The following is a 26908-nucleotide window of genomic DNA, read 5'->3' as shown; positions in this document are numbered from 1 at the left end:
CTGTCGAACGCGCGGGACGCGGCGCCCGGGGCGTGACGGTCAGCCGTCGAGGCCGTCGGCGGCCTCGACCTCCTCGCGGGTGATGCCCAGCAGATAGAGCACGGTGTCCAGGAACGGCACGTTCACCGCGGTGTGCGCGGCCTCCCGGACCACCGGCTTGGCGTTGAAGGCCACCCCCAGCCCGGCAGTGTTCAGCATGTCCAGGTCATTGGCGCCGTCACCGATCGCGACGGTCTGTGCCAGCGGCACCCCGGCCTGCTCGGCGAAGCTGCGCAGCAGCCGGGCCTTGCCCGCCCGGTCGACGATGTCGCCGACGACCCGTCCCGTGAACTTCCCGTCGGCCACTTCCAGGGTGTTGGCGGAGGCGAAGTCGAGCCCGAGCCGTTCCTTCAGGTCGTCGGTGACCTGGGTGAACCCGCCCGAGACCACACCCACTTGATAGCCGAGACGCTTCAGCGTACGGATCAGGGTGCGAGCCCCCGGTGTCAGCCGCACCTCGGCGCGCACCTTGTCCACCACCGACGCGTCGAGCCCGGCCAGCAGAGCCACCCGCGCGTGCAGCGACTGCTCGAAGTCCAGCTCGCCGCGCATCGCCTGCGCGGTCACCTCGGCGACCTTGTCCTCGCAGCCCGCGTGGGCGGCGAACAGCTCGATGACCTCGTCCTGGATCAGCGTCGAGTCGACGTCCATGACGACCAGCCGCTGGGCCCGGCGGCTCAGCCCGGCCGACACCACCGCGATGTCGACGCCGATACCGGCCGCCTCCGTCGCCAGGGCGGTCCGCAGATCCTCGGTCGCGGTGCCGGACACCGCGAACTCCACCGCCGTGACGGGGTACTTCGCGAGCCGGAAGATCCGGTCGATATTGCCTCCGGTGGAGGTGATGGTGGCCGCTATGGCGGCGGTCGACTCCGCCGTCAGCGGGTGTCCGAGCACCGTCACATGGGAACGCCCGACACCGCGCGGCCGGTTGTCACCCGTACCGGAGATGATCTCGGCCTGGAGCTTCAGCGAATCGGCCCAGCTGTGCACGGTCGCCCGCAGGTCGCCCTCGGTGGTACCGCCCGCGACCGGGGCGGTGACCAGCGCGCACAGGACGATGCGGCCACGGGTGACGACCTGCTCGATGTCGACGACGTCGACGGAGTAGGCGGCGAGGGTGTCGAAGAGCCCGGCGGTGATGCCGGGGCGGTCCTTCCCGAAGATCTTCACGAGGAGGGTCGGAGTGCCGGTGCCCCGAGGGGACTCAGGAGACTCAGGAGACCCGGGAGACGAGGAGGGCTGAGATGGCTGAGATGCGCTCATGGTGCTTCCACCGTATCGGTCCGCCGCCGGGTGCCGGAGATCCGTCCCGAGGAACGGACAGCGCCCGCCACCGCACGGCGCGACCGGGGCGCGGACCCGGTGACGGACCGCGCGCGTCCGCTTTCGCCCGGTACCCGGACGGGCCGCGGCGGTACTCCAGGAGTACCCGGGATATCCCGTTCACCGACGGTTCGTGCGTACTCGGGACGCTTGCCGCGCTCTCCTCCCATTATTCGTGTCGACGCCGTAACGATGCAGGTCCAAGCAGGTACTAGGGCCCGCTCGACTTTCGTATCCGGGACTGCTCCTGGAATAGTTCCCCACGATGTTCAGCATCCCTAGACTCCCTGCGATGGGGGTAACTCGGGGGACAACTAGTGGGGCGCGGAGTGCCGGAACTCGTACTGGAATTGAATGGAAGGACCTGGACGCTCGATCCGTCCAGGTCGTACACCCTCGGACGCGATCCTCAGGGTGACCTGACGATCGATGACGCCAGGGTGTCGTGGCGGCATGCCACGATCAGCTGGGGGGGCCGAAACTGGTTCATCGAGGACCACGGCAGCACCAACGGCACCTATGCGCAGGGCAGCAGGATCCAGCAGCTGGAGATCGGACCCGGCACCGTCCTGCATCTGGGCAACGCCACCGACGGACCGCGGCTGAGCATCACCGCCGCCGCGGGCGCCGACGTCTACAGCGGACAGGGCGCGGGTGCCCAGCAGGCCCCCGGCCAGCAGCCCCCGCAGGGCGGCCCCGGCTGGGGCGGCCCGCAGGCTCCCGCGCAGCAGCAGCCCCAGCAGCCGCACGCGCAGCAGCAGGGCTGGCAGCAGCAGCCTCCGGCCCAGACGCCTCAGCAGCCGTACGTACCGCAGCAGCAGGGGATGGCGGGCCCGCCGCCCGGTGCGGGCGGGGCCGCGGGGGCCCCGTCGGCCTACGGCGACCGCAGCCCGACCACGTTCCACCAGTTCGCACTCGGCCGGGTCATGCGCATCGGCCGTGCGCTGGAGAACGATCTGGTCGTCTCCGACCTCCAGGTCTCGCGCAACCACGCCGAGTTCCACGCGACGCCCGACGGCCGCTTCGAGATCCGGGACCTCGGGTCGCACAACGGCACGTACGTCAACGGTCAGCCGCTCGCCAAGTCCGGCTCCGCGTTCATCGGGCCGAGCGACACCGTCGGCGTCGGCCACTCGACCTTCCGCCTGGTCGGCGACCGGCTCGAAGAGTTCGTCGACACCGGTGAGGTCTCCTTCTCCGCCCGCCACCTCACGGTGACGGTCGACGGCGGGAAGCAGATCCTCAAGGACGTCTCCTTCGGCGTACCGGAGAAGTCGCTCGTCGCGGTCATCGGCCCCTCGGGCTCCGGAAAGTCCACCCTGCTCAAGGCGCTCACCGGATACCGGCCCGCCAACCAGGGTGACGTCCTCTACGACAACCGGAACCTGTACAAGCAGTTCGCCGAGCTGCGCCAGCGCATCGGTCTGGTCCCGCAGGACGACATCCTGCACAAGGAACTCACGGTCACCAAGGCGCTCAAGTACGCCGCCAAGCTCCGCTTCCCCGCGGACACCACCGAGGCCGAGCGTGAGGCCCGCATCCACGAGGTCCTCGCCGAGCTCAAGCTCGACATCCACAAGGACAAGAAGGTCACCTCGCTCTCCGGCGGCCAGCGCAAGCGCGTCTCCGTCGCCCTGGAGCTGCTCACCAAGCCGTCGCTGATCTTCCTGGACGAGCCGACCTCCGGCCTCGACCCGGGCATGGACCGCGATGTCATGCAGCTGCTGCGCGGGCTGGCCGACGACGGCCGTACGGTCCTGGTCGTCACCCACTCCGTGGCCGAGCTGGCGATCTGCGACAAGCTGCTGGTCATGGCGCCCGGCGGGTCCGTCGCCTACTTCGGCCCGCCGGAGGAGGCGCTCAACTTCTTCGGCTACACCACCTGGGCCGACGTCTTCTCCGCGTTCGAGAACTACCGCGACTACGACTGGGCCGGGCGCTGGCGCGGCTCCCAGCACTACCAGATGTACGCCGCGGACCTCGACGCCGTCGCCCCCCAGCCGGTGCACATGCCGCCGCAGCAGATCCGCCCGCCGAAGCCGCAGAGCTGGTCGGCCCAGCTGTGGACGCTGATCCGCCGCTACCTCTCGGTGATCGCGTCCGACAAGGGCTTCATGGGGCTGATGGTCATCCTGCCCGCCGTGCTCGGCGTGGTCAGCGTGGTCATCCCGGCCAAGTTCGGCCTGGCCCCGCCGGAGGCGCCCTCCCGGTTCAACGGAGCCGCCGGAACGATCATGCTGATCCTCGCAGTCGGCATGTGCTTCTCCGGCGCGGCCAACTCCGTACGAGAACTGATCAAGGAACGCGTCATCTACGAACGGGAACGGGCCACCGGCCTGTCCCGCTCGGCCTACCTCATGTCCAAGGTGATCGTCCTCGGCGTGATCACGGCCTTCCAGGGCGTCATCATCTGCGGCATCGGCTTCGCCACCCGCAAGCTGCCGGACGAGGGCCTGATCATGCCGCCCGCCGTCGAGCTCTGCCTGACGATCATCGCGCTGGGCTTCACCTCGATGATGTTCGGCCTGGTCATCTCCTCGCTGGTGAAGACCTCCGAGAAGACCATGCCGCTGCTGGTCATGTTCGCGATCATCCAGGTCGTCTTCACCGGCATCCTCTTCCAGGTGTACGGCTCGCCCGGCCTGGAGCAGTTCGCCTGGCTGATGCCGTCCCGCTGGGCCATCGCCGGTACGGCCGCGACGCTCGACCTCTCGCACCTGATGGCACCGTGGGATCCGAAGGAGCCGACGAACCTGGACCCGCTCTGGGAGCACTCGGCGGGCCAGTGGGGCGTCAACATCACCGTGCTCCTGCTGCTCGGCATCGCCTGCGGCTTCGCGGTCGCGCGACTGCTGCGCCGCCACGAGCCGGAGGTCATGCGCAAGTAGCGCGGACACCGTCCGCCGCACGGCCGAAGGGCGGCACCCCGCACGGGGTGCCGCCCTTCGGCGTCGACGGCGGCCGTCCGGCGGACGGAGCGCCGGTCAGTACGCGCTGTTGACGTTGTCGATCGAGCCGTACCGGTCGGCCGCGTAGTTGGCGGCGGCCGTGATGTTGGCGACCGGGTCGTAGATGTTCGTCGAGGTGCCCGGGACGTGGTACGCGTTGAACGTCGGCTGGATCACCTGGAGCAGCCCGCAGGACGGGGTGCCGTTCTGGGCGTTGACGTCCCAGCCGTTGACCGCGTTCGGGTTGCCGGTCGACTCGCGCATGATGTTGCGGTGCAGTCCGTCGTACGAGCCGGGGATGCCGTGGGACCGCATGACGTCGAGGGCCTGCCGGATCCAGCCGTCCAGGTTGTTCGCGTAGACCGGGGTACGGACCTCGGAGCGGCTGGCGGCCTGCGGCTTGGCGTGCTGGGCGGCGGCCTCGGTCCGCACCGCGGCGGCTCGGGCCTTCGCCTCGGCCTTGGTCTTGGCCTGCGCCTTGGCCTTGGCGGCCTTGGCGGCCTTGGCCTTCGCGGCGGCGGCCTTCTTGGCCTTGGCGAGGTCGGCGGCCTTCACCAGCTTCTCGGCGGTGGAGTGCTGCTCGATGATGCTGGCCTGCACGGCCTTGGCCTGCGGCGAACCGGCGGCCGACGCGAGCACCACGGGGGCGGCGGACACAGCGGCCGCGGCCTCGGGCTTGGAGTCGGCGCTGGCGGGGACGAGCGAGAACGAGAGTGCGGCGGCGGCCATGGCCGAGATGCCCGCGACGGAGAGCTTCTGGGTCTTGTTCAGACGGCGGCGACGGCCGGTGTTGCTGGACGCGAACATGCAGACGTACCTCTTCGAATCGCAGGAGTCCTCACGGAGGACGAAGACGGGAAGCGTGCGTCGCATCTCCGTCGGGGACGAGAGCAATTCTTAGCGGCTGCAAAATCTGCTGGCAAAGGTGTGACGTACGAACCCGGGTAGTGGACCGGATCCCCGCTCGAACGTGCCGGGCCCCGCTCATGACCACTCATACGGCACTTGCCTCCCCACTAGCGGGCTTCGTAAGTGACGTGGGTCCTATGTGCGGCCTCACACCGGCCGCGTAACGAACTGACCAACCGTTGCTTCAGTAATTCGGACGGTGAGATTCCATCTCTTCGGGCGGCGAATCGGGCGCACGGCCTAGGCCCGGCGCCCTAATCCGTGGCCGTCCGCAGGCCGATACGGCGTTCGAACCCCGCCGGTACGGTGAGACGCATGAGCCACCGCCCACCGTCGGGACTCGCAGCCGTGAGCGCCGCCCTGCTCGCCATGAGCAGGCACCTCGAAGTGCGCGACGTCCTGAAGACGATCGTCGCCTCGGCCCGCGAGCTGCTGAACGCCGAGTACGCCGCCCTGGGCGTTCCCGACGACCACGGGGGCTTCGCCCAGTTCGTCGTCGACGGAGTCAGCGACGAGCAGTGGAAGGCGATCGGCCCGCTCCCCAGACAGCACGGCATCCTCGCCGCGATGCTCCACGAGGCGAAGGCCGAACGCCTCGCCGACGTCCGCAAGGACCCCCGCTTCGAGGGCTGGCCCGACGCCCACCCCGACATGTCCGACTTCCTGGGCCTGCCCATCAGGGACGGCGAGGAGATCATCGGCGCGCTCTTCCTCGCCAACAAGCGCTGCCCCAAACCCGAGGGCGGCTGCGGCTTCACCGCCGAGGACGAGGAACTGCTGGCCATCCTGGCCCAGCACGCCGCGATCGCCCTCACCAACGCCCGCCTGTACGAGCGAAGCCGTGAGCTCACCATCGCCGAGGAGCGCTCCCGCCTCGCCCACGAGCTGCACGACGCCGTCAGCCAGAAGCTCTTCTCGCTGCGGCTGACGGCCCAGGCCGCGACCGCCCTGGTGGACCGCGACCCGGCCCGCGCCAAGGGAGAGCTCCAGCAGGTCGCCGCGCTCGCGGCCGAAGCCGTGGACGAGCTGCGCGCCGCCGTCGTCGAACTGCGCCCCGCCGCGCTCGACGAGGACGGGCTCGTCGCCACCCTCCGTACCCAGGTCCAGGTCCTGGACCGGGCCCACACCACCGCCCGGGTCACCTTCGAGAGCCTGGGCATCCGGGCCCTGCCCGCCGCCCAGGAGGAAGCCCTGCTCCGCGTCTCCCAGGAGGCCCTGCACAACGCGCTGCGCCACTCCGGGGCGGCCCACGTCGGCGTCACCCTGGCCCGGCGGGGCGGCGGCACCCTGCTGCGGATCACCGACGACGGCCGCGGCTTCGAGCCCGCGGCGACCCGGCAGGCCGGACGCCATCTGGGCCTGGTCTCCATGCGGGACCGCGCGAACGGAGTCGGCGGAAGGCTCACCGTTGAATCGGCGCCCGGCAAGGGCACCACGATCGAGATGGAGGTACCCGGTGGCTGACAGAACCATCAGGGTGCTGCTGGTCGACGACCACCAGGTGGTCCGCCGCGGTCTGCGCACCTTCCTGGAGGTCCAGGACGACATAGAAGTGGTCGGCGAGGCGGCCGACGGCGCCGAGGGCGTGGCCAGGACGGAGGAGCTCCGCCCCGACGTCGTCCTGATGGACGTCAAGATGCCCGGCACCGACGGTATAGAGGCCCTGCGCAGGCTCCGCGGGCTGGACAACCCGGCCAAGGTCCTGATCGTCACCAGCTTCACCGAACAGCGCACCGTGGTCCCCGCCCTGCGCGCCGGAGCCTCCGGCTACGTGTACAAGGACATCGACCCGGAAGCCCTGGCCGGTGCCATCCGCTCGGTGCACGCGGGCCACGTCCTGCTCCAGCCGGAAGTCGCGGGCGCCCTTCTCGCCCAGGAGGACCCGGGCAGCGGTACGGGACGGGGGAGCACGCTCACCGAACGGGAGCGGGAGGTGCTGGGGCTGATCGCCGACGGCCGTTCCAACCGCGAGATCGCACGCGCCCTGGTCCTCTCCGAGAAGACGGTCAAGACGCACGTCTCGAACATCCTCATGAAGCTCGACCTCGCCGACCGCACCCAGGCAGCCCTCTGGGCCGTCCGGAACGGCGCCGCGGACTGAGCGAGGCCGGGCGAAGCACCCGAGCAAGCCCGGACGGCCACCTGAGGAAGACGCGGGGCGAAGCACCCGAGCAAGCCCGGACGGGCACGAGGAAGGCGCCGGACGGGCAGCACCTGCCCGTCCGGCGCCCCCGCACACCGCCCGGACGGCCTAACGCCGCCGTTCCAGCTCCTCCACATACGCGTTGTACGCCGCCACCTGCGCCCGCCGAGCCACCCGCTCCACCGGCCGCAGTGCCTCGCCCCGCGCCGCGATCTGCGAGGCACTCACCGCCCCGCCGTGCCCGCTCTCGTGCGCCACCGAGACCAGCAGCCCCACCCGCTGCGCCAGCTCCAGCACCCGCACCGCCCGCGGCGGATATCCCGGGGCCAGCACCTCGCGCCCCCGCTCCGCCCGCGCCCGGTACGCGTCCAGCGCCGCCTCGGCCACGGGCCCCGAACCGGCCACGTCCAGCCGCGACAGCAGCGCCGTGGCGTCCCGCAGCCCCTCCGCGAGCTCCCGCTCCGCCTCGCCCAGCGACGGCACATCGGCCGGCGGCGCCTCCCGCACCGCCAGACACCGCCACACCACCTCGACGTGCAGATCCCCCTCCGGCCCCGCCTCCCGCACCTCGGGCACCAGTCCGTACGGCGCACCGAAGGCCACCACCGCCTCCCCGGCCTCCAGCGCCCGCGCGTTGAACTCCGGCGGGCCGCTCAGCCCCAGCGGGTGCCCCGGAGCCGGCAGCGCCACCCGGAAGCCCGTCACCCCCAGTCCCCGCAGCCGTCCCAGGGCCAGCGTGAGCCCGACCGGCCCCGCCTCACCCGGTAGCCCCCCGACGCGGTGCACCGCGTCCTCCCCGACCACGGCGAGCGCGGCGTCGTCCGGCGACACCAGCCCCGCCAGAAGCGCGTTTCCCCATGCGGCCAGCCGTCCTGAGCGTGGTTCCGAAAGCATGGGAACAGCGTAGAGAACCGGCCGCGCCCCCGTCGTCCCGCGGGCCCAGCGCCGGGCACACTCGTCCGGTGGCGTAGATTTCCTGGGGAGCCGTGCCCACAGGCACCGACGATCTCGACACTGCATGGGGAGACAACGCGCCATGAGCGATGTACTGGAGCTGGTGGACGTATCCGTGGTCCGCGACGGACGCGCTCTGGTGGATGATGTCTCCTGGTCGGTCAAGGAGGGGGAGCGCTGGGTCATCCTCGGCCCGAACGGCGCCGGCAAGACCACCCTCCTCAACATCGCCTCCAGCTACCTCTTCCCGAGCTCCGGCAGCGTCAGCATCCTCGGCGAGCCGCTCGGCGGCGTCGGCACCGACGTCTTCGATCTCCGCCCCCGCATCGGCATCGCGGGCATCGCCATGGCCGAGAAGCTGCCCCGCCGACAGACCGTGCTCCAGACGGTGCTCACCGCCGCGTACGGAATGACCGCCACCTGGCACGAAAACTACGAGGCCGTCGACGAGGAGCGCGCCCGCGCCTTCCTCGACCGGCTCGGCATGACCGAGTACCTCGACCGCAAGTTCGGCACCCTGTCCGAGGGCGAGCGCAAGCGCACCCTGATCGCCCGCGCCATGATGACCGACCCTGAGCTGCTGCTCCTCGACGAACCGGCGGCCGGGCTCGACCTCGGCGGCCGCGAGGACCTGGTCCGCCGCCTCGGCCGTCTGGCCCGCGACCCGTACGCCCCCTCCATGATCATGGTCACCCACCATGTCGAGGAGATCGCCCCCGGCTTCACCCACGTTCTGATGATCCGCCAGGGCAAGGTGCTCGCCGCCGGCCCCATGGAGACCGAGCTCACCTCCCGCAACCTCTCCCTCTGCTTCGGGCTGCCGCTCGTCGTCGAGCACGCCGGCGACCGCTACACGGCCCACGGCCTGCCGCTCTCCTGACCCACCGGCCCGGTCCACGGGCGCGGTGTCCGGCCCGCGCCCTGTCCGCGAGGGCGTCCGCGGTTCTACCATGGCTCCGTGGACATCGACGCGTGGGTGTGGTGGCTGATCGGCGCGGCGGGGCTGGGCATCCCGCTCGTCCTGACCGCGATGCCCGAATTCGGCATGTTCGCCGTCGGCGCGGTCGTCGCGGCGGTGGTCGCGGCACTCGGCGGCGGCATAGTGGCCCAGGTCCTGGTGTTCCTGGTGGTCTCCGTGGCGCTGGTCGCGGTGGTCCGCCCGATCGCCGCCAGGCACCGCTCCGACCGGCCCCGACTCGCCACAGGCATCGACGCGCTGAAGGGCCGTCAGGCCGTCGTCCTGGAACGGGTGGACGGCAGCGGCGGCCGGATCAAGCTGGCCGGGGAGATCTGGTCGGCCCGCGCGTTCGACGAGGACCAGAGCTTCGACCCCGGTCAACAGGTCGATGTCGTCGACATCGACGGAGCTACAGCCGTCGTCATGTGACCGAACCACCCACAAGGCAGCGCGTGTTCTGTCAGACTCGATGTCGATCATCATGAGAGCGGGGCCGGCCCGACGGCCGACCCCCACCGCGATCTCGACCTCGATCATCGCGATCCGTCGGCAACCGAAGGGCAACGAGGAACGATGCAACCGATCATCATCGTCCTGATCATTCTGGTGGTGCTCGTCTTCATCGCCCTGATCAAGACGATCCAGGTCATCCCACAGGCCAGCGCCGCCATCGTCGAACGTTTCGGCCGCTACACCCGCACGCTCAACGCGGGCCTGAACATCGTCGTTCCGTTCATCGACACCATCCGCAACCGCATCGACCTGCGCGAGCAGGTCGTCCCGTTCCCGCCCCAGCCGGTGATCACCCAGGACAACCTGGTCGTCAACATCGACACCGTCATCTATTACCAGGTGACCGACGCCAGGGCCGCGACCTACGAGGTCGCCAGCTACATCCAGGCGATCGAGCAGCTCACCGTCACCACCCTCCGCAACATCATCGGCGGCATGGACCTGGAGCGGACCCTCACCTCCCGCGAGGAGATCAACGCGGCTCTGCGCGGCGTCCTCGACGAGGCCACCGGCAAGTGGGGCATCCGGGTCAACCGCGTCGAGCTCAAGGCGATCGAGCCGCCCACCTCCATCCAGGACTCGATGGAGAAGCAGATGCGCGCCGACCGTGACAAGCGCGCCGCCATCCTCCAGGCCGAAGGTACGCGCCAGTCCGCGATCCTCACCGCGGAGGGCGAGAAGCAGTCCGCGATCCTGCGCGCCGAAGGTGAGGCCAAGGCCTCGGCCCTGCGCGCTGAGGGTGAGGCCCAGGCGATCCGTACGGTCTTCGAGTCCATCCACGCCGGAGACCCGGACCAGAAGCTCCTCTCGTACCAGTACCTCCAGATGCTCCCGAAGATCGCCGAGGGCGACGCCAACAAGCTCTGGATCGTGCCCAGCGAGATCGGCGACGCCCTCAAGGGCCTGAGCGGCGCCTTCGGCAACCTCGGCAACGGTGCCCCGGGCTTCGACACCGGAAAGGGCGCCCCGGGCCTCAGCGCCGCCAAGGAGCGCCGGGAGGAACCCCCGGTCGAATGACGCGTACACGCCCCGTGCATGATCAGTGCACCAAGCACCGGTCATGTACGGGGGATACGCCATGAACATCTGGGAGATGCTCGCCGTCTTCGCGGCGGGCATCAGCGCCGGCACGATCAACACGATCGTCGGATCGGGAACGCTGATCACCTTCCCCGTGCTGCTCGCCACCGGCCTGCCCCCGGTCACGGCCACCGTCTCCAACGCCCTCGGCCTGATACCCGGATCGGTCAGCGGCGCCATCGGCTACCGCAAGGAACTCGAGGGCCAGGGACGCCGCGTACTCAAACTCGCGATCGGCTCCCTCATCGGCGGTCTCACCGGCGCCACCCTGCTGCTGGCCCTGCCGTCCACGGCCTTCGAGACCATCGTCCCGATCCTGGTGGCCCTGGCACTCGTCCTGGTCATCCTGCAACCACGCATCAGCAAAGCGGTCCAGCGCCGCCGCGAGACCACCGGAGGCCCTGCCCGCGCCGACGGCGGCCCGCTCCTGTTCACCGGGCTGATGCTCGCCAGTGTCTACGGCGGCTACTTCACCGCCGCCCAGGGGATCATCTACCTCTCCCTGATGGGGATGCTGCTCGACGACACCATGCAGCGCCTGAACGCCGTCAAGAACGTCCTCGCCGCCGTCGTCAACAGCATCGCCGCGCTCTTCTTCCTCTTCGTCGCCGACTTCGACTGGACGGCCGTCCTGCTCATCGCGGTCGGCTCCGCCCTCGGCGGCCAGATCGGCGCGAAGATCGGCCGCCGCCTCAGCCCCGTGGTCCTGCGCGTGCTCATCGTCGCGGTCGGCACGGCCGCCATCGTCCAGCTGCTGCTCCGCTGACACACGGAAGCCCGCCTCCTTGCGGGGACGGGCTTCCGTACCGCGCTACGCGTACGCCGACTACGCCGCGGCCCGGTCCAGCCAGTCCGGCAGCTCCGCCAGCTCCCCGGCCCCCATGGCCAGCAGCATCGCCTGTGCCGGGGACGGCACGAAAGGCTGCCGCAGCAGCGGCATCCCCGCCTGCTCAGGCGTCCGGGCCGCCTTGCGGTGGTTGTCCTCGGCGCAGGATGCCACCGTGTTCAGCCAGGTGTCCTGACCCCCCTGGGCGCGCGGTACGACATGGTCGACGGTGCTCGCCCGCCGCCCGCAGTACGCGCACCGGTGCTGGTCCCGGACCAGCACCCCCCTCCGCGACCACGAGGCGTGTCTTCGGAACGGCACCCGTACATACCGGCAGAGCCTGATCACCCGGGGCACCGGAATGTCCACCGCGGCACCTCGCATACGGAGATCGGGATGCGACTGCTCGACGACGGCCTTGTCCTGAAGGATCAGTACCACCGCACGCTTCAGCGTCACCGTCGACAGCGGCTCGAAGCTCGCGTTCAGTACCAGCGTGTCCCGCATCTCGCCCACCTCCCGTGTGCCACCCGCCCCCTGGCAGGCCCGGACCAACTCTGGCCGGGCAGGCCCTGATGGACAACGCAATAAAAAATGCCCTGCCCTGATCTCTCCAGGACCAGGGCAGGGCAAACAGCGGGGGAACTCTCGGTTCGAGGACGGACCCTAGGCAGGACCCGTGTACTCACCGATCAACTGGGCGCGGCCCAGGGTGTGGAAGCGCAGGTTGAACCCGACGACCGCGGGTGACGCGTCACTGTCGAGCCCCAGCGTCCCGGTGTCCACCGCGTACACGGTGAACACGTAGCGGTGGTTCTCCCCGGCCGGCGGCGCGGCGCCGCCGAAGTCCTTCGAACCGTAGTCGTTGCGGGCTTGTACGGCACCGGCCGGCAGTCCCTCGAAGGCGCCGCTGCCCGCACCGGCCGGCAGTTCCGTGACCGACACCGGAAGGTCGAAGAGCACCCAGTGCCAGAACCCGCTGCCGGTGGGGGCGTCGGGGTCGAAGCACGTCACGGCGAAGCTCTTGGTTCCGGCCGGGAAACCCTCCCACCGCAGCTGCGGCGAGGTGTTCCCGGCCGCGAACACCTGGGCGTCCGCCAGCACGGCGCCGGGGGCGAGATCGTCGCTCGTCACGGTGAACGACGGCACTTCCGGATGGAAGTCGTGCGGCAACGGGGCCCTCTTCGGCTCGGTCACGTCATCACCTCTCCTGATGGCTGTACAACGGTCGGCAGATCCTTCCCCGACCCTAGAGCCAGTTGCGCTGGCCGCCGACCTGCGCCAGCCACTGATTGAGGTACGCCGCCCAGTCGGTCCCCTGGAAGTCGTGCAGCCCGACCTTGAACGAGCGGAACGTGTCGCTGCCCTCGCTGAAGAGGCCGCCCTTCTTGTCCATCTCCAGGACGACATCCATCTCGCGGTCGTCCGTGACGAACGACAGCTCCACCTGGTTCAGGCCGCGGTACTGCTGCGGCGGGAGGAATTCGATCTCCTGGTAGAACGGCAGCCGCTGACGCGTCCCGCGGATGTGACCGCGCTCCATGTCCGCGCTGTGGAAACGGAAACCGAGCTGGCCGAAGGCGTCGAGAATGGCCTGCTGCGCCGGCAGCGGGTGCACGTTGATCGGGTCCAGGTCGCCCGAGTCCACCGCCCGCGCGATCTCCAGCTCCGTGGTCACCCCGATGTTCATACCGTGCAGGTGGTGTCCGGCGAATACGGTGATCGGCGTCTCCCAGGGGATCTCCAGCCCGAAGGGGACGACGTGCGTGGCTCCGGCCCGGATCTCGAAGGCGCCGCCGAGCCGCAGTTTGGTGAACTCGATGTCCTGCTTGGTCTCCGTGTCCTGGCCCTCGACCTCGACACGGGCCTGCAGCCCCACCGAGAGCCCCTCGATCTGCTGATCCACGGAACCGCCCTGGATCCGCACCTCGCCCTGGACGACCCCGCCCGGCACGACGTTGAGCTCGGAAAGCTCGGTCTCCACCGAGGCGCCACCGGCGCCGAGACTCGCGAGCAGCCGCTTGAAGCCCATATTTACTCCTCCTTGGTCCTGACCCGTACATACGCGCCACGACCGCTGTCGGTTCCCGGTACTCTCGACCGCCATGATCGAGGGCTTGGACCGTACGCCGTTGACACGCGACTTCTTCGACCGCCCCGTACTGGACGTGGCACCCGACCTCCTGGGCCGCACCCTGGTACGTGCCACAACGGACGGCCCCATCGAACTCCGTCTGACCGAGGTGGAGGCGTACGCGGGCGAGATCGACCCCGGATCGCACGCCTTCAGAGGCCGCACCCCACGTAACAGCGTCATGTTCGGCCCGCCCGGTCACGTCTACTTCACCTACGGCATGTCAAGTCGGTCAGCATGAACGTTCAGCTACCCAACCTGAGTCGCCCCGTAGAGAGCTTGGCCCCTGACCTGCTCGGATGCCTACTCCGTACGCAGATCGAGGGAGGGGAAGTTGTGGTGCGCATCACAGAGGTGGAGGCGTACGGAGGGGGGCTCGACCCTGCCTCGCATGCGTATGGCGGGAGGACTCAGCGCAACTCCGTGATGTTCGGTCCGCCAGGGCATCTCTACGTCTACCACTCGTACGGCCTTCACTGGTGCGTCAACGTCACGACTGGCCAGGAAGGGGACGCCTCGGCCGTCCTGCTCCGTGCCGGAGAGGTGATCGAGGGGGAGTGGCTGGCCAGGGCTCGAAGGGGCGAGAGAGCTACGGCAAGGAACCTTGCCAGAGGGCCAGGCAACTTCGGTCAAGCACTCGGACTGAGCAGCGAACACTACGGGTTGAACCTGCTCAGCGATGGACCCGTACAGCTTCGCCCCCGAACTTCCGCCATCGGCCCCGTGTGTCGTGGTCCTCGGGTCGGCGTGAGTCGTGCCGATGACTGGCCGTGGCGTTGGTGGCTCGAAGGCGAGCCGTCCGTCTCGGCCTACCGCAAGGCTGCGAAGCGTTCGTGAGCGCCTGCCTCTTGGCGCGAGCTGCTGTGTGCCGTTGTACGCGACTGTCTGCGTGTGGCCGAAGGGGTTGGGTCGATCCGTCTGTGATCGCTTGCGAGGCGGGCGCTCAGCCCGCCCTCGGCCGTCCTGATGCTGGTCTGTGTGGCTGGCCAGGGCCCAGGGTCGACGAGAAGGGGGTGGGGGATGACCCCCGGAGGCGAATCTTCCTCACCGCTACGTCTTACCGCCCGATCTTGCGCCACGGTTTCGGGGTCGATCGGAGCTACCTGATACGGAAGGGTCCGAGGTAAATCGGCATTCGCCCGATCGCCTCGGCCAGGGCTCGCGACCGTTCCCCTGGCGACTCGGAGACCGGGGTGACATCGACAAGCGGAAAGCTGGCCAACTTCACGGGTTTCTCCTCGCCCTCGACGAGCACAGTCATCACGACTTCCTGCCCCCTGCTCAGTAGCGAGGGGACAACGTCAACCCAAGAATCTCCCGATCCGTCATCGCCCACGATGACCCAGCCGGCGGTGTCGAACATGGGGCGAACGCTTCCGGCGGGGGCCGTAGTCGCGTCCAGGATGGTGCAGACGGGGACGCCAAAGTCGAACCGTATTGGCTGGGCGCCATGGAACATCGCCGCAGTGATGTCACGCCGACCTGAGTTGGCAATGACGAGCTCGATGATGCGCGGAGATGTCAGCGGCGCACCGAAGAAGGTGACTGCAAGCTCGGACTCCTCGGAGGTTCCGGGCACGCTCATGAGTGGGGTATTGGACCGTACCCACCAGTTGAGTTGCCGCTTCGGGTTGCTGGCCCTGAGCGTTGCCCAGGCCGCGAGAACGCCTACCGCGATGCCGACAGCGATCGTGATGACGAACTGCCACCACGAGCCGGATTCCCACCAGTCCCCCGCCAACGTGTTCATGGCCGGAAGCTACATGACGGCTGTGGCCTCGCTGCAACCCCAGAGCAATCCCAACTTGGCCGGGGCGTGTGAACACGCAGGTCAGTCCGAGTCGTCTTCGGCCGTGAACGACTCGGGCTCGTAGCGCTTCATGACCTCGCGGCGTTCCTTTGCGTACTGAGCCTCGATCATCTCGGGAGTGATTCCCCGCTTTCTTGCCAGAGGGTCAAAGACCCTCTCGGTCAGGCGCTCGTCCGTCTGGGTGAACAGTCGGCAGTCCGCCTTCAAGTCCGCGCACATCCTGGCCCGGCTCGCCTCGGCGACCGTCTCCGGGATGCGCTCGCGCCAGAAGTGGTGGACCAGGAAATTACGCCGCTTCAAGCTGTTGGTGAGGTCGTCGACCACTTCCGGGTAGGCGCTTACGTGCGGCTCGGCTCGCCGGATGAGCTTGCCCATCATGTCCTTGAACCCCTGCGCCCAAGGGTCGCGGATGAGCTGCTCCCCCTGCTCCTCTGCCGTGATGAGTCTGGCCATCGCGAGGGTGTTCACGAGGGTGTGTTCGAGGACATTGGCCTTGTAGATGGCCAGGCCGAAGAGGGCGTACACGGTCTTCTCGTCCGTGCCGTTGTCGTACCCGTCGTCTGGTTCCGGCTCTTCACGCCAGGTCGGCTCATGCCGGACTACATACAGTTCGTCCATGCCTCCAGTGTGATGCCGGAGCCTGGTCAACTCGTACTGAATTTTGGGTACTTGGCTTCACGTCTCTGTGAGCTGGCCGTCTTCCATGGGTGGGGGGCCTGACCTCAACCCAGGACACGCCCCATACGACGGCGACTGCGGCTCACGCGGTCATCATCTCGACGATCAGGGCGCTCAACGTGAGACCGCTACGGCGCTGCGCTTGCCAGACGTCGAAGCCGCGGTGACAGGGCTTCGCGAGCGGGGCGTAGTGCTCGGGGTTGGGGGAGTACAGGGCCCCCTCGGAGTCGGCGTGCGTCGATACCTTCGGCTCGGAGTCAGTCCCGAGGTACGCCCACTCATCGGCCTGTCGGCCGCAGCCGCAGGCACAGCGCCAGTCCGAGGCGGGGCCGTGCTCCGCTTTCACGCGCTGGTGCGCGGAGGTGTAGGCGATGGCCGCGCCCTTCCAGTTGCCGGACTGCTCGCGCAGCTTGCCGAACATCGGGTGGGCCTTGCCGGAGCGGTGGGCGGTCTTGTCGCCACAAGTGACGGTCGGGTTCCCTTTCCGTCGCATGGACGGACCGGGGACTGTGACCTTGCGGCCACAGTCGCACTCGCAGTGCCAGTGGGTGGCAGTCGAGCCGCCAGGGCTCTTGTGGGTGTGCGACTCGGCGATGACGACGAGAGCGCCGTAACGGTGGCCGGTCAGGTCGAGCTTGCGGGGTGCCACTGTGTAAGTCCTCCTTGTGGTGGGGCGCCCTGTCGGGCGCCACTTGGTTGAGCTGCAACGGCAAGGTGAACTCGCTTGCCGTAAGGGGCTTCGGCAAGTGGGGCGCGGTAGCGCCCCCAGAGAGCAAGCGGGCATGACGGAGAGGGCGCCCTGTCGGCCGCCACAGAGCAGAGCTACTGATCACTTCGCCGTTGCGTATACGGCTTGACGGCCGCCGACAGGCGGCCCAGCCAGCGAGCGGACGGGTTGGAAGTTCCCTGTAAGTAGAGTAAGAGGGAGCGAACGAAACCCCAGGTCAGACGGGGTGAAGGGTGTCCCAACAGGACACGTGGGGTGTCCCCACAGGACACCTTTACGCAGCCGTGCGACCGCTCACGTTGTGAGCCGAGCACGTCCGGCCGCCTACGCTCGCCTTCTGGAACATCGACGACGGCAAGACCAGGCAAGCAGCCTTGGAGTCTGCCCCGATCAGTCCCATGGACTTCGCCTTACGGATCGCCTTGGAGACGTTCTGAGAGTCCGGGATGACGCCGTTCGCATCTACCAAGATCTCGGCCAGCCGCTCGCCCTTGAAGTCGCTGTGACCGATCTGGTTCGCCCACCCGATCGCGGCGAAGTGCAGCCGGTACACGCGATCGTGTCGCGGGTCCCGAGCCATACGCCGGTACTCGGTCTGAGAGACGGCCCCCCAGGGTCGGTTGTGTCCGAAGCTGATCGCCACTACTCGCCACCGTCCTCGGAGAGCGGGGGCAGCTCGACGGCGTCAACGTCGCCGACGTACAGGCCAACTTCGTTGAACAAGTCCCAGACTTCGCACCACCCGAGCAGGAGGTAGCGGGCCGACAGGATCGACACAGGGTCGCCGTTCTTGGCGAGCTCGGAGTAGTAGGCGAACCGCTCGCGCGCCTGCTCATACGCCGTCGCCAGGGCGGCCAGGTTGAGCGTCACCGGGATCGTGTCGCCGGAGTGCTGAGTCACGGATGCGACCTCCTTCAAGAGGCCAAGGGCAGCGCGTAGCTACGCCTCGGCGTGAGTGTGGGAGATCGCGCGTACCGTCCGCGCTCGGGGTGCCCTCGGCTTCCCCTGCCAGCCCCTCGGGATGGCGGCCTCTCTCGGAGTGGCCAGCTCTACCGCCGCTGAACGGCGGGAGCTACGGAGTCCGCTCCTCGAAGGAGCGGGAGGAAATTCCTACATGACGGGCCGGTGAGCCGTCAACTTCGCTCGTGACGCGGAACCGTAGGGCTTGTGGTGGCGTTCTCAGACCCGAAGGGGTTCACAACGCACTCCCTGCCTACATCCCCGGGCGGGTCCGCATCCAGCGGTTGAGTCTCTGTGCTCCCTCTACGGGAGTGCTGAGCACTCGGGGTGGTTCACATGGTTGATGATGTCGAGACGTGGACTCAGGTCCTGTACTACGTCGTTCGCTGCCTGAACGAGGCAGTACGTCTCAGGCGTGCGTGGCGTCCGCGCCGCGCGAGCAACCAGAAGTAAGACGGGTCAGGGCCCGGCTACGGTCGGGCCCTGGCTTCGTTGAGCGGCGGCCTGTCGCTCGATCCGTAGACCAGCCGAGGAGGGCCCATGGCAGAGAAGGTCTACCGGGTGACGTGGAAGAGCGTGGACCCCGCCCGCGAGGAGCACGTCCAGGACTTCCGCGACATCGACCAGGGCTACGACTTCTACCTGATGATGCAGCGGGACGCGAACGCCTACAAAGTGACGTGGGAGCACGTCACCCTGTGATCAGTCACGCTCGGTCGACGGCCGGCTGAGCGGAGCGTAGTCATGGCGCCAGTAGCTCGGCCACCTCGACGAGAGCTCCGATGGACAGCGAAGAGCCGTGCACCAGGGTGTACCTGTCTCGACCGTTGGTCGCCTTCGCTCGCCGGAGTAGCAGGCGCTCGCCGAGCCCCAACGGAACCTCGACGATGGCGCCAGGCTCCAGCTCTCGCAGCTCCTCGGCGGTCATGTGGCGGACGTTGGGGTATCGGGTCTTGCTCAACGGGTGCGCTCCTTCACGGGGCTTCGGCTCGGGCGGTGTCTCGGATGCACTGCTCACGGACAAGCTGACGTCGAGCGGCGCCGGAGTAGCGGACGCCGTGCTTCACCGGCTGCTCGGGCATGAGGACGCGGACGCCGAGCGCACCAACGAGGAACATCTCGATGAGCGAGGCGGCGTACAGGGTGGCGATGGCGAAGGTCATGGGTTCGGGTTCCTTCCGGTTCGGGCCGTCTGGTCTGATCGGCCAGCAACGCCCCCGAGCGCGGACTACTCAGGGACGAAACTGGGGGATCATCAGTAGCGCGTACCGACGTAGACGTCCCAACCGCTGATCGGCTTCGGCGTCTCCGTGAGCGTGGTCTGGAGAGTGGCGACCCACTTGTCATACGACTCGCACAGCTCCTCGCTCGCGCCAGGGTTTGGCGTCGAGTCGATGGACAGGCGGAGGGTGTCGATGTCGTACTCAGCGTCCGACCGACTCATGGTGTCGCCACCTCGGAGCGAGTCAGCGTTGAAGAGCTGCACGCCCTGCTTCTCCAGGTGCTTCGCCACCTTCGGCGGGTACAACTCCCGGTGCACCGGCTTGCGGTACAAGGTCACCTCGACGTCACCGGAGAGGTTCAGCCCTCGGAACATCGGGGTCTTGCCGTACTCGCGCTCATGGCGGGTGCCCTCGAACGTGGGCTTCGCCTGGGAGACGACGGCGACCGGAAGGTCAGACTCGACAGGCTTGCCGTCGACCTTGCCGAAGGTGGACAGGATCTCGACGCCGGGCAGGACGTCGGCCAGAAGCTCGGCCACTGCGGCAGCCAGCTTCTTCTCGGCCGGGGGAAGGTTCTTCTCGGCGACGTCGACGCGCTTGTCACCCTCGTACCACTCGCCGGTGTCCATGTGCCTGTTGGTCAGGAACTTCAGTCGCTCCTCGGCAGCCAGGGCCTCGGCGAACTCCTGCGGGGTGGCGACCTCCTTACCGCGAGCCAGGTTGGAGCGAATCCAGTTCACACGGCCGGATGCCTCGGCGTGCTCGTCGTTCCAGCGGGCGATGTTGTCCTTCAGTTCGGCCAGCTCGGTACGGGCCAGGACTGCCTTCTCGGCGGCTCTGGTGTCAGCCTCGGCGACGAGCTCGGCGAACGTCTTCTCGGTCTTCTTGGCAGATGCCACGGGTGTTACCTCCAGGTGGTGTGGTTGGTGTGTTGGTCAGGCCCAGCGGGCGCGGCTTGCCGCGCGGTGAGCGCGCATGTGGGCGACGGGATCGAACCCGCCCTCCTCGTCCTCGCCGTCGGGGTCGAGCCCGCCAACGAGGCGTTCCGGTCCTCGGGGCAGGGTGAAGGACAGCTCTCGCGCGTCCTCCTCCAGCTCCTCTCGGGTCTCGCCAATGAGCCGGGAAGCAAGGGCGGCGGGGATGCCGTATGCCTCGGCAAGCTCCTGTCGGATGTCGTTCACTGCGGTGGTCCTCCAGGGGGTGTGGTGTTCGCGCGCGTGCGAGCCGGCCGTCTGTCTCTGCGGCTGCGAGCGGCTGTGTGCGGGCATGAAGAAGCCCTCTCGGCCATCTGGACCGGGAGGGCGGGGGAGTCGGTGGGGCGGGGTGTCAGAAGGACCAGAAGCCGTTTCCGCCAGCGGGGCGCGGCCTCGGCTTGTGTCTGGGCACCATTCCCCAGTAGTGCGGATCGTCGGTGACGGCTTCGCTTGCCCCCTCGTTCGCGGCTGAACTCTCCGCCTCGGGGCCGCCGTTGGGCTCTTCGTGCTCGGCTCGCTCGCCGGTGCGGTCGATCTTCCGGCTCACACGATCACCTCCCAGCCGTCGTCTTGGCTGTCGTCGTTCTCGTCAGGGTTCAGCTCTCGCTCGATCTCGCGAGAGGTTGCCCGGACGTCTTCAGCGGGCTCTCGGGGGGTGAGTGCTCCGGGGTGTGCATCTCTGCCGTAGCTGCTCCGGGTGGTTCCGTAGCTCACTTGCGCCTGTCCTTCCCGCCCCGGCTCCCGCGCTTCTTCCAGGCGGGGCGGTGCTTCGGGAGGCTCACCGGGTGCTCGGCCACGTAGTCAGCCACGGCGTCAGCGTTGAGCAAGAGGCGCTTGCCGTCCGGATGGAGGAACGGCCCCCAGGTTCGCCGGTCGTTCTCCAGCTCGACGTACAGCCACTGTGGATGACAGCCGATGATGTACCGGGCGATGTGGGACACCGGCCACCAGGTGGTTTCGCCGGTGCTCACTTGCCACGCCCCTTGGCCAGCTCTTCGACGTCCTCCTGTCGGTACAGGACAGAGGCCCCGAGCTTCACGCCTTCGATCGGCTCGACGCCATCTGAGCGCCAGTTGCGAACAGTGCCAGGGTGGACGCCGAGTCGACGGGCCACCTCCTTGATCGTCATGTAGTTCTTGCCCTCGATCTGGAACACGAAGGGCCTCCTTCCTGCCTCGGTTGGTGAGGCTGTCGTGGGTTGTCATCAGGTGTTCGGGTCAAGAAGAAGGACCCTCGCCACACCCCGGAGTAGTGGGGTGCAGCGAGGGTCCATCCGGTGTCGTGCCTGGGTGCCCGAGCGACCAACTCGACAGGCACGACATCGAAGACGGGGCGCCAGGAACCCGAACGGAAGTAGGCGCCCCAGAAGGGAGGTGAGTGGGGACCGGTCATCAGGCGACAGGTCCAAAAAGAAGGAGCCCGACCGGTCAGGGTCAGGCTGTGGAGAGCGACACACCCTCACTTGTAAGGATCGAATCCGAGGTCAGGGTGCTTCCGCTGTGACGCCGCTCACTCGCTCTCGATGAGTCCCCACTTACTGATACGGGGAACGATCTTGATTTGTCCGGGCGCTTCGGCTGTGATGCCGGTCACTCGTCGGACCGGAGCGAAACACTCTCACTTACAAGTCCCGGGAACGATCTTGGTTCGTTGCGAAGGTCAGGCCGTGACGCCGGTCACTCGTCGAGCGGGAGCGAAGCACCCTCACTTACTGGTAGGAGTTGATCAAGGAAAAGTTTCCATCGTCAGGCTGTGGCGCCGGTCACCCGTCGGGCGAGGGGCGAACATCCCCCCACTTACTGGTGGGAGCGAGCGGGCCGTTTCAGAAGCGATCCCTCGGAAGCGTGAGCGGGGTCACGTCGAGCCAGAGCGAACATCCCCCACTTGCAGAAAGCCAATCCGGGGCCCGGTTGTCCGGATGGTTCGAGCAAGTGTGGCCGGGCTCACGCGACTGTCAGACCCTCGACCTACCGTCTACGCATGGACATGGACAACCCGCAAGACGTAGGCGCAGCATTCGGAGCGATGATCCTCGGCGGCACAGTGAGCGAGGAGCCGCCCCCGCCAGACTCCCCCCTCGGTCGAGTGCGTGCGTTCATCGCCGAGCATGGCGCCGACGCTCTCCGGCCGGAGCACATCGGAGCTGCACAAGAGGGGCGCCCTCTGCTTCCGTGACCGGACACGACGAAGCCCCGACTCCTCACCCTTCGAGGGGCCGGGGCTTCGTTGGTTCAGGCTGAGCAGGAAGCTACGCGGTGCGCCGTACCCCGGATGCTCGCAGCGCCTCGGACAGGCGAAGTGCGCGGTCGGTCGGCGTCGGTTCGGTAGGGATGCGCTCGGCCCGTAGCTCCGCCACCTTCACGACGTCATCAAGGGCGTAGGCCAGTCGGCGCGCTGCTTGCCGAAGATCCTCCTTCGTGGCGCTCGGGTCCTCGGCGTTGAGCAAGGCGCCAGCCCCATCGTCCACGGCAGCCACGATGATCTCAGCCTCTACTACGTCGGCGAGTTCGTTGATGATGCCCACCCCCTGCGGCACGTAGCAGGGATGCCCGTCCGGTGTGTCCCACGGCAGGCGACGCAGGGGAGCGGGGAGCGGTGCGGGCGGTACGTTGTCGGTCATCGTCTTGCACTCCTTCGTAGTGCTCGGCGTAGACCCTCGGGCAGGCGCCTTCCTGCTCGGGGGTCGCTCTGTCACCAGTGTGACGCAGTATGACGCGGTTGTCTGCGGCATGACGCAGCCTGCCCGAGCGTGCTCCTGTCTGCCGCCGCAGCATGAGTGCATGACCGCAGAGCTCCCGCAGTACCGATGGGCCGAGATCTCCCAGGACATCGCCGAGCAGATCCGCACGGGTCGCCTGCCTGTCGGTGCTCGGCTCCCTGGCGAACGGCTGCTCTGCGAGGAGTACGGGGCTGCACTCGGGACGGTCCGTCGAGCCGTGCGAGACCTGAAGGAACGGGGCTTGGTGGGGGTGGTGCCAGCCAAGGGGACGCACGTCCTACGGCAGCACGAAGCCCCGCCGGTCAGTGAGTGACAGACGGGGCCTGAAGGTGTGAGCCGGCCGTTCTGCTCACGGGTTCCGGAAGGTGATCCGGCAGTGGTCCGACTTGAAGCCTCGGACTCCTCGGCCTCTCGGCATGAGCTCGACTCGCTCGCAGACCTGCATGACGACCGTACGTACGTAGTCGATGCGGTCGGGGTCCTCGTAGTCCAGCAGCTCCCACAGATACTCGACGTCCCCCAGGTCGACGCGTACCCGCTTCGCCGCCAGGTCGGCGAGCTCGGCCCTGATCTTCGTCAGGTCGGCGTCACACCTGCCGATGCCCGCCCGCATGGTCGATGCGTCGATGTCCCCTACGGCGAACATCTCCGCCAGGGCGGTACGCCTCTCGGTCGTCGCCATCTCCTCGGCCAACAACTCGGCCTCCCGCTCCTCGTCTGCGTCATCCGTGGCCGTAGCGGCGTTCCACTCCTCGGCCCTGTCGATGACCTTGCGGACCACGAAGGAGTCAAGGGGGTCCGCCGGGCAGGTAATGCACCGACTGCCCGAGCAGGTGTAGATGCGGTACCGCTCGCCTGCCGCGTTCTTCTTGCTCCACCCCTGCGTCACGATGGCCTGACACTTCGAACACCGGACCACACCGGACAACAGGGCCTTGCGCCTACCTCCGCCCCCAGTGTTTCGTTCGGGGTCGCTCAGGTAGCGGACCAGGGCCCGGAACAAACCCTCGGAGACGATCGGCTCCCAGTTACCCGCGCCGGTCTCCTCGGTCAGGCGCACGCGCCTCCCGTCCGGCTTCTCGACCCACTGTGAGTACGTCTGGATTCCTGCGTTCCTCGGCTTCAGCAGGACGCCCCGGAGGTTCGAGCTACGCCACTCCTTACCGTGCGGCGAGAGCAGCCCACGGGCGTTCCAGTCCTTCGCGATGGACCACAGGGAGACACCAGCCAGGACGTCCCGGTACGCCTGCCGCAGGGCTTCCGCCTCCTTCTCGCGGTGCCTACCGTCACGTTCGAAGCCGAAGGGGCGAGTACTCCAGAACGGCCTACCTGACTCCCTGCGTCGCTGATGGCCGAGCACCTGACGCTCTACTCGCATCTCGGTCTCGTTCCGAGCGACTACGGCGCCAATGCGAGCAGCGAGACGGCCGGACGGCGTGGACAGGTCGAGCACACCCTGAGCCTGTGCAGCGGCCAGCGTGACGCCGGTCGTCTCGGCCAGGTCCACCAGGTCTTCAAGATCCCAGGGAGTTCGGTACATACGGTCGTAGTGGCGCGACACGATGGCGTCGGCCTTGCCGTCCTCCACCAGGGCCTTGACGCGCTCCCACTCGTCGCTTCGCTTCACTCCCCGCTTGGTCGAAGCTGACGTGTCCTTCTCGACGATCACGTCTACGACCGCCCAGCCGTTCCGCTCGCAAAGCGCCTCGCACAGCTCGACCTGTTGCTTCAGGTTCCCGCCCTTGGACTCCTCGCCCCGTGGCGTAGGGCTGAGCCTCGCGTACACAACCGCTCGCACTGCTCGTCTCTCCTGCTCGTTGTCGTCGTGTCGATGATGCCGGAGGAGCCAGCCGTAACCGGCCCCGGTGTACCTCAGAGACCGGCGGCCTCTCGAAGTGCCTCGATGGACACGGCCACCTCTTCGAAGTCGGGCTCAGTCGTGATGCAGTCCGAGACGTAGAGGCTGAACACCATCCGGCCGTCATTGGTAATGCCTTCGAGGGACAGTCCGCCGTCCTCTCCTTCCAGCGCCTCGACGCCGAGCGGGACGAGACGGCGCAGGGCATCGGCGCACAGGGAGTCGTGAAGGGAGGCGCCGCCCGCGGACAGGGTGACGTCCTCGCTCGCCGGGGGAGAGATGAGGACGCCGGTACCGGCCATGACGTCCACGATCGCGGTGAACGGGTGAAGGTCGATTACCTGACCCGCCTCGGACGCCAGCCACTCGGCACGGAAGGCGTCCCGGTGCAGTCCACCGTCACTGGCAGGACGAAGGCAGGGGAGGCGGTGACGGCCAGGACCCTCCTGCTCCCAACCGGGGCGGTGCTTGCCGCAGAGGGCAGGCTCCTCGGACTCCTCGGCGCGCTGGTCTGCCTCCCACTCGGCGAGCTCCTGTGCGCCCTGCTCGTCGATGTACCGCACCACCGGCTCGGGCTTGCGCAGACGCTCGAACCGAGAGCCGGGGTAGAACGTCCCCGAGTACCGGGTGTCGTTCTCCATTACGTAGGACACGCGGAGCTGTCTCAGGTTGTTGCCGACCGGCTCGACGCCGGTCACCGTGCCCTCGCCGTCGATGAAGCGGAGGGTGTCGCCCTCGGTCAGGTCCTCGGCCCGGACCTGCTCCCATCGCTGATCGGCCAGTACGCGGGCAACGATGTCCCGAGCGCGACCGTACGTGCTGCCCCGGTAGACCTTGTTGTCGTTGGCCACCTCGACTTCCCACACGTTCCGCTCGACCTTGCGAGCCGTGGCCATGACGGCCCCGCTCTTGTTGGTGGCGAAGTAGATTCCGGCCGCTTCTTTGTTCCAGGTGAGTTCCACGGGTTGCCCTCCCTCGTCGTGGCCCGTTGATCGGGCCGAACGAGGTACATGCTGAGAGCCTTACCTACGGCATGTGGCACTGCCTGAACCTGGTGTGCGGCCCGGAGGGCATGGCAAGCGGGGTACTGCTCCGCGCGGGCGACATCCGGGTGGGCACGGACCTCGCCCGCGTACGACGGAACTCGGCCCGCCACGACAAGGAACTGGCCAAGGGCCCGGCACGCCTGGCCACCGCACTCGATGTCGACCGCGCCCTGAACGGCAGCGACGCCATCGCCCACCCCGACGCCCCGCTCTCCGTCCTGCACGGCACGCCACCACCGCGTGACCAGGTACGCAACGGTCCGCGCACCGGAGTGGGCGGGGACGGAGCCGCCCACCCCTGGCGGTTCTGGATCGAGGGGGATCCCACGGTGAGCCCCTACCGGGCCCATGTGCCACGCCGCCGCGCAACTTGACTCGCTCTTGGTGGACACCTAGTGTGGTCCGAGCCGCTTGAAACGGGCACTGCTGTCGGCGCGGTCCTTCGGACCACAACCGAGCAGCCCGGAGTGGCCAACTACTACCAACGCTTCACCCTGGCGGGTGCGAATTCGGCATGCCGTAATTCAATCCTCTCGGCTCGATTATGAGCAGCCAAAGGAATCGGCTAACGTAGTGGACACGACGAAAGGCAAGGCCTTCCAGCAGGTCACCGGAATTGAAATTCGGACCGGAAACGGAACGAAAAGAGTCTGGTAAGGTTGGAACCGCTGGAAAGGGAATCGCGGAAGCGAGGAACTGGAAAGCGAATCCCGCTTCGACTGGGAATCGGCACTCGAAAGAGTCTGATAGAGTCGGAAACGCAAGACCGAAGGGAAAGCCCGGAGGAAAGCCCGAGAGGGTGAGTACAAAGGAAGCGTCCGTTCCTTGAGAACTCAACAGCGTGCCAAAAGTCAACGCCAGATATGTTGATACCCCGGCCTGCTACGGCAGGTTGGTGGTTCCTTTGAAAGTCCTGCGGGATCACTGATCCGGCAGGCAATTTACACAGCGAGGACGCTGTGAACGACCGGTCCTATTCCGACTGGTTGTTCCGCTCTCGTGTTGTGTTGTCCCGATTACGGGAAAACATTCACGGAGAGTTTGATCCTGGCTCAGGACGAACGCTGGCGGCGTGCTTAACAC

Annotated in this window: 32 protein-coding genes and 3 pseudogenes; 12 read left to right on the top strand and 23 right to left on the bottom strand. The window is 67.9% G+C overall.

All coding sequences use genetic code 11. From position 1 onward, the window contains the following. Positions 1 to 39 precede the first annotated feature (39 nt). Entirely contained in the window at positions 40 to 1305 is a 1266-nt protein-coding gene (gene serB, locus ACFVWY_RS14845; RefSeq protein WP_389871532.1) for a phosphoserine phosphatase SerB, read from the bottom strand. A 377-nt stretch (positions 1306 to 1682) separates the two neighbouring features. Here serB and ACFVWY_RS14840 point away from each other — a divergent pair, with 377 nt between their 5' ends. Beyond that, complete coding sequence (locus tag ACFVWY_RS14840; protein ID WP_389871529.1) at positions 1683 to 4253, top strand: FHA domain-containing protein; 2571 nt, start codon at positions 1683 to 1685, stop codon at positions 4251 to 4253. A gap of 96 nt (positions 4254 to 4349) precedes the next feature. On the opposite strand, the gene ACFVWY_RS14835 is transcribed toward ACFVWY_RS14840, so the two are convergent. After that, positions 4350 to 5120 (bottom strand): transglycosylase SLT domain-containing protein, encoded by a 771-nt coding sequence (locus tag ACFVWY_RS14835; RefSeq protein ID WP_389871526.1) that lies wholly within the window; start codon positions 5118 to 5120, stop codon positions 4350 to 4352. A gap of 417 nt (positions 5121 to 5537) precedes the next feature. Here ACFVWY_RS14835 and ACFVWY_RS14830 point away from each other — a divergent pair, with 417 nt between their 5' ends. After that, positions 5538 to 6686, top strand: coding sequence for a GAF domain-containing sensor histidine kinase (locus tag ACFVWY_RS14830; protein WP_389871523.1), 1149 nt, complete (start codon positions 5538 to 5540; stop codon positions 6684 to 6686). Then, positions 6679 to 7323, top strand: a complete 645-nt coding sequence (locus ACFVWY_RS14825; RefSeq protein WP_389871520.1) for a response regulator — start codon at positions 6679 to 6681, stop codon at positions 7321 to 7323. Before ACFVWY_RS14830 ends, ACFVWY_RS14825 begins: the two co-directional genes overlap by 8 nt. A 150-nt stretch (positions 7324 to 7473) precedes the next feature. On the opposite strand, the gene ACFVWY_RS14820 is transcribed toward ACFVWY_RS14825, so the two are convergent. Then, positions 7474 to 8259, bottom strand: coding sequence for a hypothetical protein (locus tag ACFVWY_RS14820; RefSeq protein WP_389871518.1), 786 nt, complete (start codon positions 8257 to 8259; stop codon positions 7474 to 7476). Between the two features lie 142 nt (positions 8260 to 8401). Between ACFVWY_RS14820 and ACFVWY_RS14815 the strand changes: the two genes are divergently transcribed. The 4 genes from ACFVWY_RS14815 (at position 8402) to ACFVWY_RS14800 (ending at position 11636) form a co-directional block, all read left to right on the top strand. Continuing rightward, positions 8402 to 9199 (top strand): ABC transporter ATP-binding protein, encoded by a 798-nt coding sequence (locus ACFVWY_RS14815; protein WP_389871515.1) that lies wholly within the window; start codon positions 8402 to 8404, stop codon positions 9197 to 9199. 78 nt (positions 9200 to 9277) lie between these two features. Then, on the top strand, positions 9278 to 9706 hold the full coding sequence (locus ACFVWY_RS14810; protein ID WP_389871512.1) for an NfeD family protein: 429 nt from the start codon (positions 9278 to 9280) through the stop codon (positions 9704 to 9706). Between the two features lie 144 nt (positions 9707 to 9850). Beyond that, positions 9851 to 10807 carry an SPFH domain-containing protein gene (locus tag ACFVWY_RS14805; RefSeq protein ID WP_389871509.1) on the top strand — a complete coding sequence of 319 codons (957 nt, stop codon included), beginning with the start codon at positions 9851 to 9853 and terminating at the stop codon, positions 10805 to 10807. A 61-nt stretch (positions 10808 to 10868) separates the two neighbouring features. Beyond that, the gene (locus ACFVWY_RS14800) at positions 10869 to 11636 is read left to right on the top strand and encodes a sulfite exporter TauE/SafE family protein (RefSeq protein WP_389871506.1); all 768 of its coding nucleotides are present in this window, start codon (positions 10869 to 10871) and stop codon (positions 11634 to 11636) included. Between the two features lie 60 nt (positions 11637 to 11696). Here ACFVWY_RS14800 and ACFVWY_RS14795 read toward each other — a convergent pair whose 3' ends face one another. The 3 genes from ACFVWY_RS14795 to ACFVWY_RS14785 form a co-directional block, all read right to left on the bottom strand. After that, positions 11697 to 12203 (bottom strand): HNH endonuclease, encoded by a 507-nt coding sequence (locus ACFVWY_RS14795; protein ID WP_389871504.1) that lies wholly within the window; start codon positions 12201 to 12203, stop codon positions 11697 to 11699. Positions 12204 to 12362: 159 nt separating this feature from the next. Continuing rightward, positions 12363 to 12893 (bottom strand): YbhB/YbcL family Raf kinase inhibitor-like protein, encoded by a 531-nt coding sequence (locus ACFVWY_RS14790; protein ID WP_389871501.1) that lies wholly within the window; start codon positions 12891 to 12893, stop codon positions 12363 to 12365. 52 nt (positions 12894 to 12945) lie between these two features. Then, positions 12946 to 13728, bottom strand: a complete 783-nt coding sequence (locus tag ACFVWY_RS14785) for a sporulation protein (RefSeq protein ID WP_389871498.1) — start codon at positions 13726 to 13728, stop codon at positions 12946 to 12948. 73 nt (positions 13729 to 13801) lie between these two features. On the opposite strand from ACFVWY_RS14785, the pseudogene ACFVWY_RS14780 reads away from it, so the two are divergent. Further along, a pseudogene (locus ACFVWY_RS14780) lies at positions 13802 to 14053 on the top strand (DNA-3-methyladenine glycosylase); the annotation flags it as partial. Between the two features lie 14 nt (positions 14054 to 14067). Next, positions 14068 to 14667 (top strand): DNA-3-methyladenine glycosylase, encoded by a 600-nt coding sequence (locus tag ACFVWY_RS14775; RefSeq protein ID WP_389871495.1) that lies wholly within the window; start codon positions 14068 to 14070, stop codon positions 14665 to 14667. Positions 14668 to 14929: 262 nt separating this feature from the next. On the opposite strand, the gene ACFVWY_RS14770 is transcribed toward ACFVWY_RS14775, so the two are convergent. The 6 genes and pseudogenes from ACFVWY_RS14770 to ACFVWY_RS14745 form a co-directional block, all read right to left on the bottom strand. Then, positions 14930 to 15580: a hypothetical protein gene (locus ACFVWY_RS14770; RefSeq protein WP_389871493.1), complete on the bottom strand. Its 651-nt coding sequence runs from the start codon at positions 15578 to 15580 to the stop codon at positions 14930 to 14932. A gap of 81 nt (positions 15581 to 15661) precedes the next feature. Next, entirely contained in the window at positions 15662 to 16258 is a 597-nt protein-coding gene (locus ACFVWY_RS14765; protein ID WP_389871490.1) for a hypothetical protein, read from the bottom strand. A gap of 142 nt (positions 16259 to 16400) precedes the next feature. Beyond that, positions 16401 to 16967 carry a hypothetical protein gene (locus ACFVWY_RS14760; protein WP_389871487.1) on the bottom strand — a complete coding sequence of 189 codons (567 nt, stop codon included), beginning with the start codon at positions 16965 to 16967 and terminating at the stop codon, positions 16401 to 16403. 352 nt (positions 16968 to 17319) lie between these two features. Further along, positions 17320 to 17598 (bottom strand): hypothetical protein, encoded by a 279-nt coding sequence (locus ACFVWY_RS14755; protein ID WP_389871484.1) that lies wholly within the window; start codon positions 17596 to 17598, stop codon positions 17320 to 17322. A gap of 89 nt (positions 17599 to 17687) precedes the next feature. Continuing rightward, positions 17688 to 17945 carry a hypothetical protein gene (locus ACFVWY_RS14750; RefSeq protein ID WP_389871481.1) on the bottom strand — a complete coding sequence of 86 codons (258 nt, stop codon included), beginning with the start codon at positions 17943 to 17945 and terminating at the stop codon, positions 17688 to 17690. Positions 17946 to 18094: 149 nt separating this feature from the next. Then, positions 18095 to 18163: pseudogene (locus ACFVWY_RS14745) on the bottom strand (hypothetical protein); the annotation flags it as partial. 382 nt (positions 18164 to 18545) lie between these two features. Here ACFVWY_RS14745 and ACFVWY_RS14740 point away from each other — a divergent pair. Then, the gene (locus ACFVWY_RS14740; protein ID WP_389871478.1) at positions 18546 to 18707 is read left to right on the top strand and encodes a hypothetical protein; all 162 of its coding nucleotides are present in this window, start codon (positions 18546 to 18548) and stop codon (positions 18705 to 18707) included. A gap of 40 nt (positions 18708 to 18747) precedes the next feature. On the opposite strand, the gene ACFVWY_RS14735 is transcribed toward ACFVWY_RS14740, so the two are convergent. The 9 genes from ACFVWY_RS14735 to ACFVWY_RS14695 form a co-directional block, all read right to left on the bottom strand. Then, positions 18748 to 18966: a hypothetical protein gene (locus tag ACFVWY_RS14735; RefSeq protein ID WP_389871475.1), complete on the bottom strand. Its 219-nt coding sequence runs from the start codon at positions 18964 to 18966 to the stop codon at positions 18748 to 18750. A 13-nt stretch (positions 18967 to 18979) separates the two neighbouring features. Continuing rightward, on the bottom strand, positions 18980 to 19168 hold the full coding sequence (locus tag ACFVWY_RS14730; RefSeq protein ID WP_389871472.1) for a hypothetical protein: 189 nt from the start codon (positions 19166 to 19168) through the stop codon (positions 18980 to 18982). 92 nt (positions 19169 to 19260) lie between these two features. Continuing rightward, positions 19261 to 20127, bottom strand: a complete 867-nt coding sequence (locus tag ACFVWY_RS14725; RefSeq protein WP_389871470.1) for a hypothetical protein — start codon at positions 20125 to 20127, stop codon at positions 19261 to 19263. A 36-nt stretch (positions 20128 to 20163) separates the two neighbouring features. Continuing rightward, positions 20164 to 20409 carry a hypothetical protein gene (locus ACFVWY_RS14720; protein WP_389871468.1) on the bottom strand — a complete coding sequence of 82 codons (246 nt, stop codon included), beginning with the start codon at positions 20407 to 20409 and terminating at the stop codon, positions 20164 to 20166. A 145-nt stretch (positions 20410 to 20554) separates the two neighbouring features. Next, positions 20555 to 20749, bottom strand: a complete 195-nt coding sequence (locus ACFVWY_RS14715) for a hypothetical protein (RefSeq protein WP_389871466.1) — start codon at positions 20747 to 20749, stop codon at positions 20555 to 20557. After that, complete coding sequence (locus ACFVWY_RS14710) at positions 20746 to 20916, bottom strand: hypothetical protein (RefSeq protein ID WP_389871464.1); 171 nt, start codon at positions 20914 to 20916, stop codon at positions 20746 to 20748. The genes ACFVWY_RS14715 and ACFVWY_RS14710 overlap by 4 nt, the downstream gene beginning before the upstream one ends. Beyond that, on the bottom strand, positions 20913 to 21173 hold the full coding sequence (locus tag ACFVWY_RS14705; protein WP_389871461.1) for a hypothetical protein: 261 nt from the start codon (positions 21171 to 21173) through the stop codon (positions 20913 to 20915). Before ACFVWY_RS14705 ends, ACFVWY_RS14710 begins: the two co-directional genes overlap by 4 nt. Beyond that, positions 21170 to 21358, bottom strand: a complete 189-nt coding sequence (locus ACFVWY_RS14700; RefSeq protein WP_389871459.1) for a helix-turn-helix domain-containing protein — start codon at positions 21356 to 21358, stop codon at positions 21170 to 21172. The genes ACFVWY_RS14705 and ACFVWY_RS14700 overlap by 4 nt, the downstream gene beginning before the upstream one ends. A 1092-nt stretch (positions 21359 to 22450) precedes the next feature. Continuing rightward, a complete protein-coding gene (locus ACFVWY_RS14695; RefSeq protein WP_389871456.1) occupies positions 22451 to 22822 on the bottom strand; it encodes a hypothetical protein in 372 nt (123 codons plus the stop codon). Between the two features lie 160 nt (positions 22823 to 22982). Here ACFVWY_RS14695 and ACFVWY_RS14690 point away from each other — a divergent pair, with 160 nt between their 5' ends. Next, on the top strand, positions 22983 to 23234 hold the full coding sequence (locus ACFVWY_RS14690) for a GntR family transcriptional regulator (RefSeq protein ID WP_389871453.1): 252 nt from the start codon (positions 22983 to 22985) through the stop codon (positions 23232 to 23234). A 36-nt stretch (positions 23235 to 23270) separates the two neighbouring features. Here ACFVWY_RS14690 and ACFVWY_RS14685 read toward each other — a convergent pair whose 3' ends face one another. Then, a complete protein-coding gene (locus tag ACFVWY_RS14685; protein WP_389871450.1) occupies positions 23271 to 24719 on the bottom strand; it encodes a recombinase family protein in 1449 nt (482 codons plus the stop codon). A gap of 74 nt (positions 24720 to 24793) precedes the next feature. Further along, the gene (locus ACFVWY_RS14680; protein WP_389871447.1) at positions 24794 to 25741 is read right to left on the bottom strand and encodes a hypothetical protein; all 948 of its coding nucleotides are present in this window, start codon (positions 25739 to 25741) and stop codon (positions 24794 to 24796) included. 59 nt (positions 25742 to 25800) lie between these two features. Here ACFVWY_RS14680 and ACFVWY_RS14675 point away from each other — a divergent pair. Then, positions 25801 to 26199, top strand: a pseudogene (locus tag ACFVWY_RS14675) (DNA-3-methyladenine glycosylase); the annotation flags it as partial. Between the last annotated feature and the right edge of the window lie 709 nt (positions 26200 to 26908).

It is taken from the genome of Streptomyces sp. NPDC058195, assembly GCF_042883525.1.
Lineage (GTDB): Bacteria > Actinomycetota > Actinomycetes > Streptomycetales > Streptomycetaceae > Streptomyces.
The sequence above is the reverse complement of the archived record's forward strand: the minus strand, read 5'-3'. Positions and strand labels throughout refer to the sequence as shown.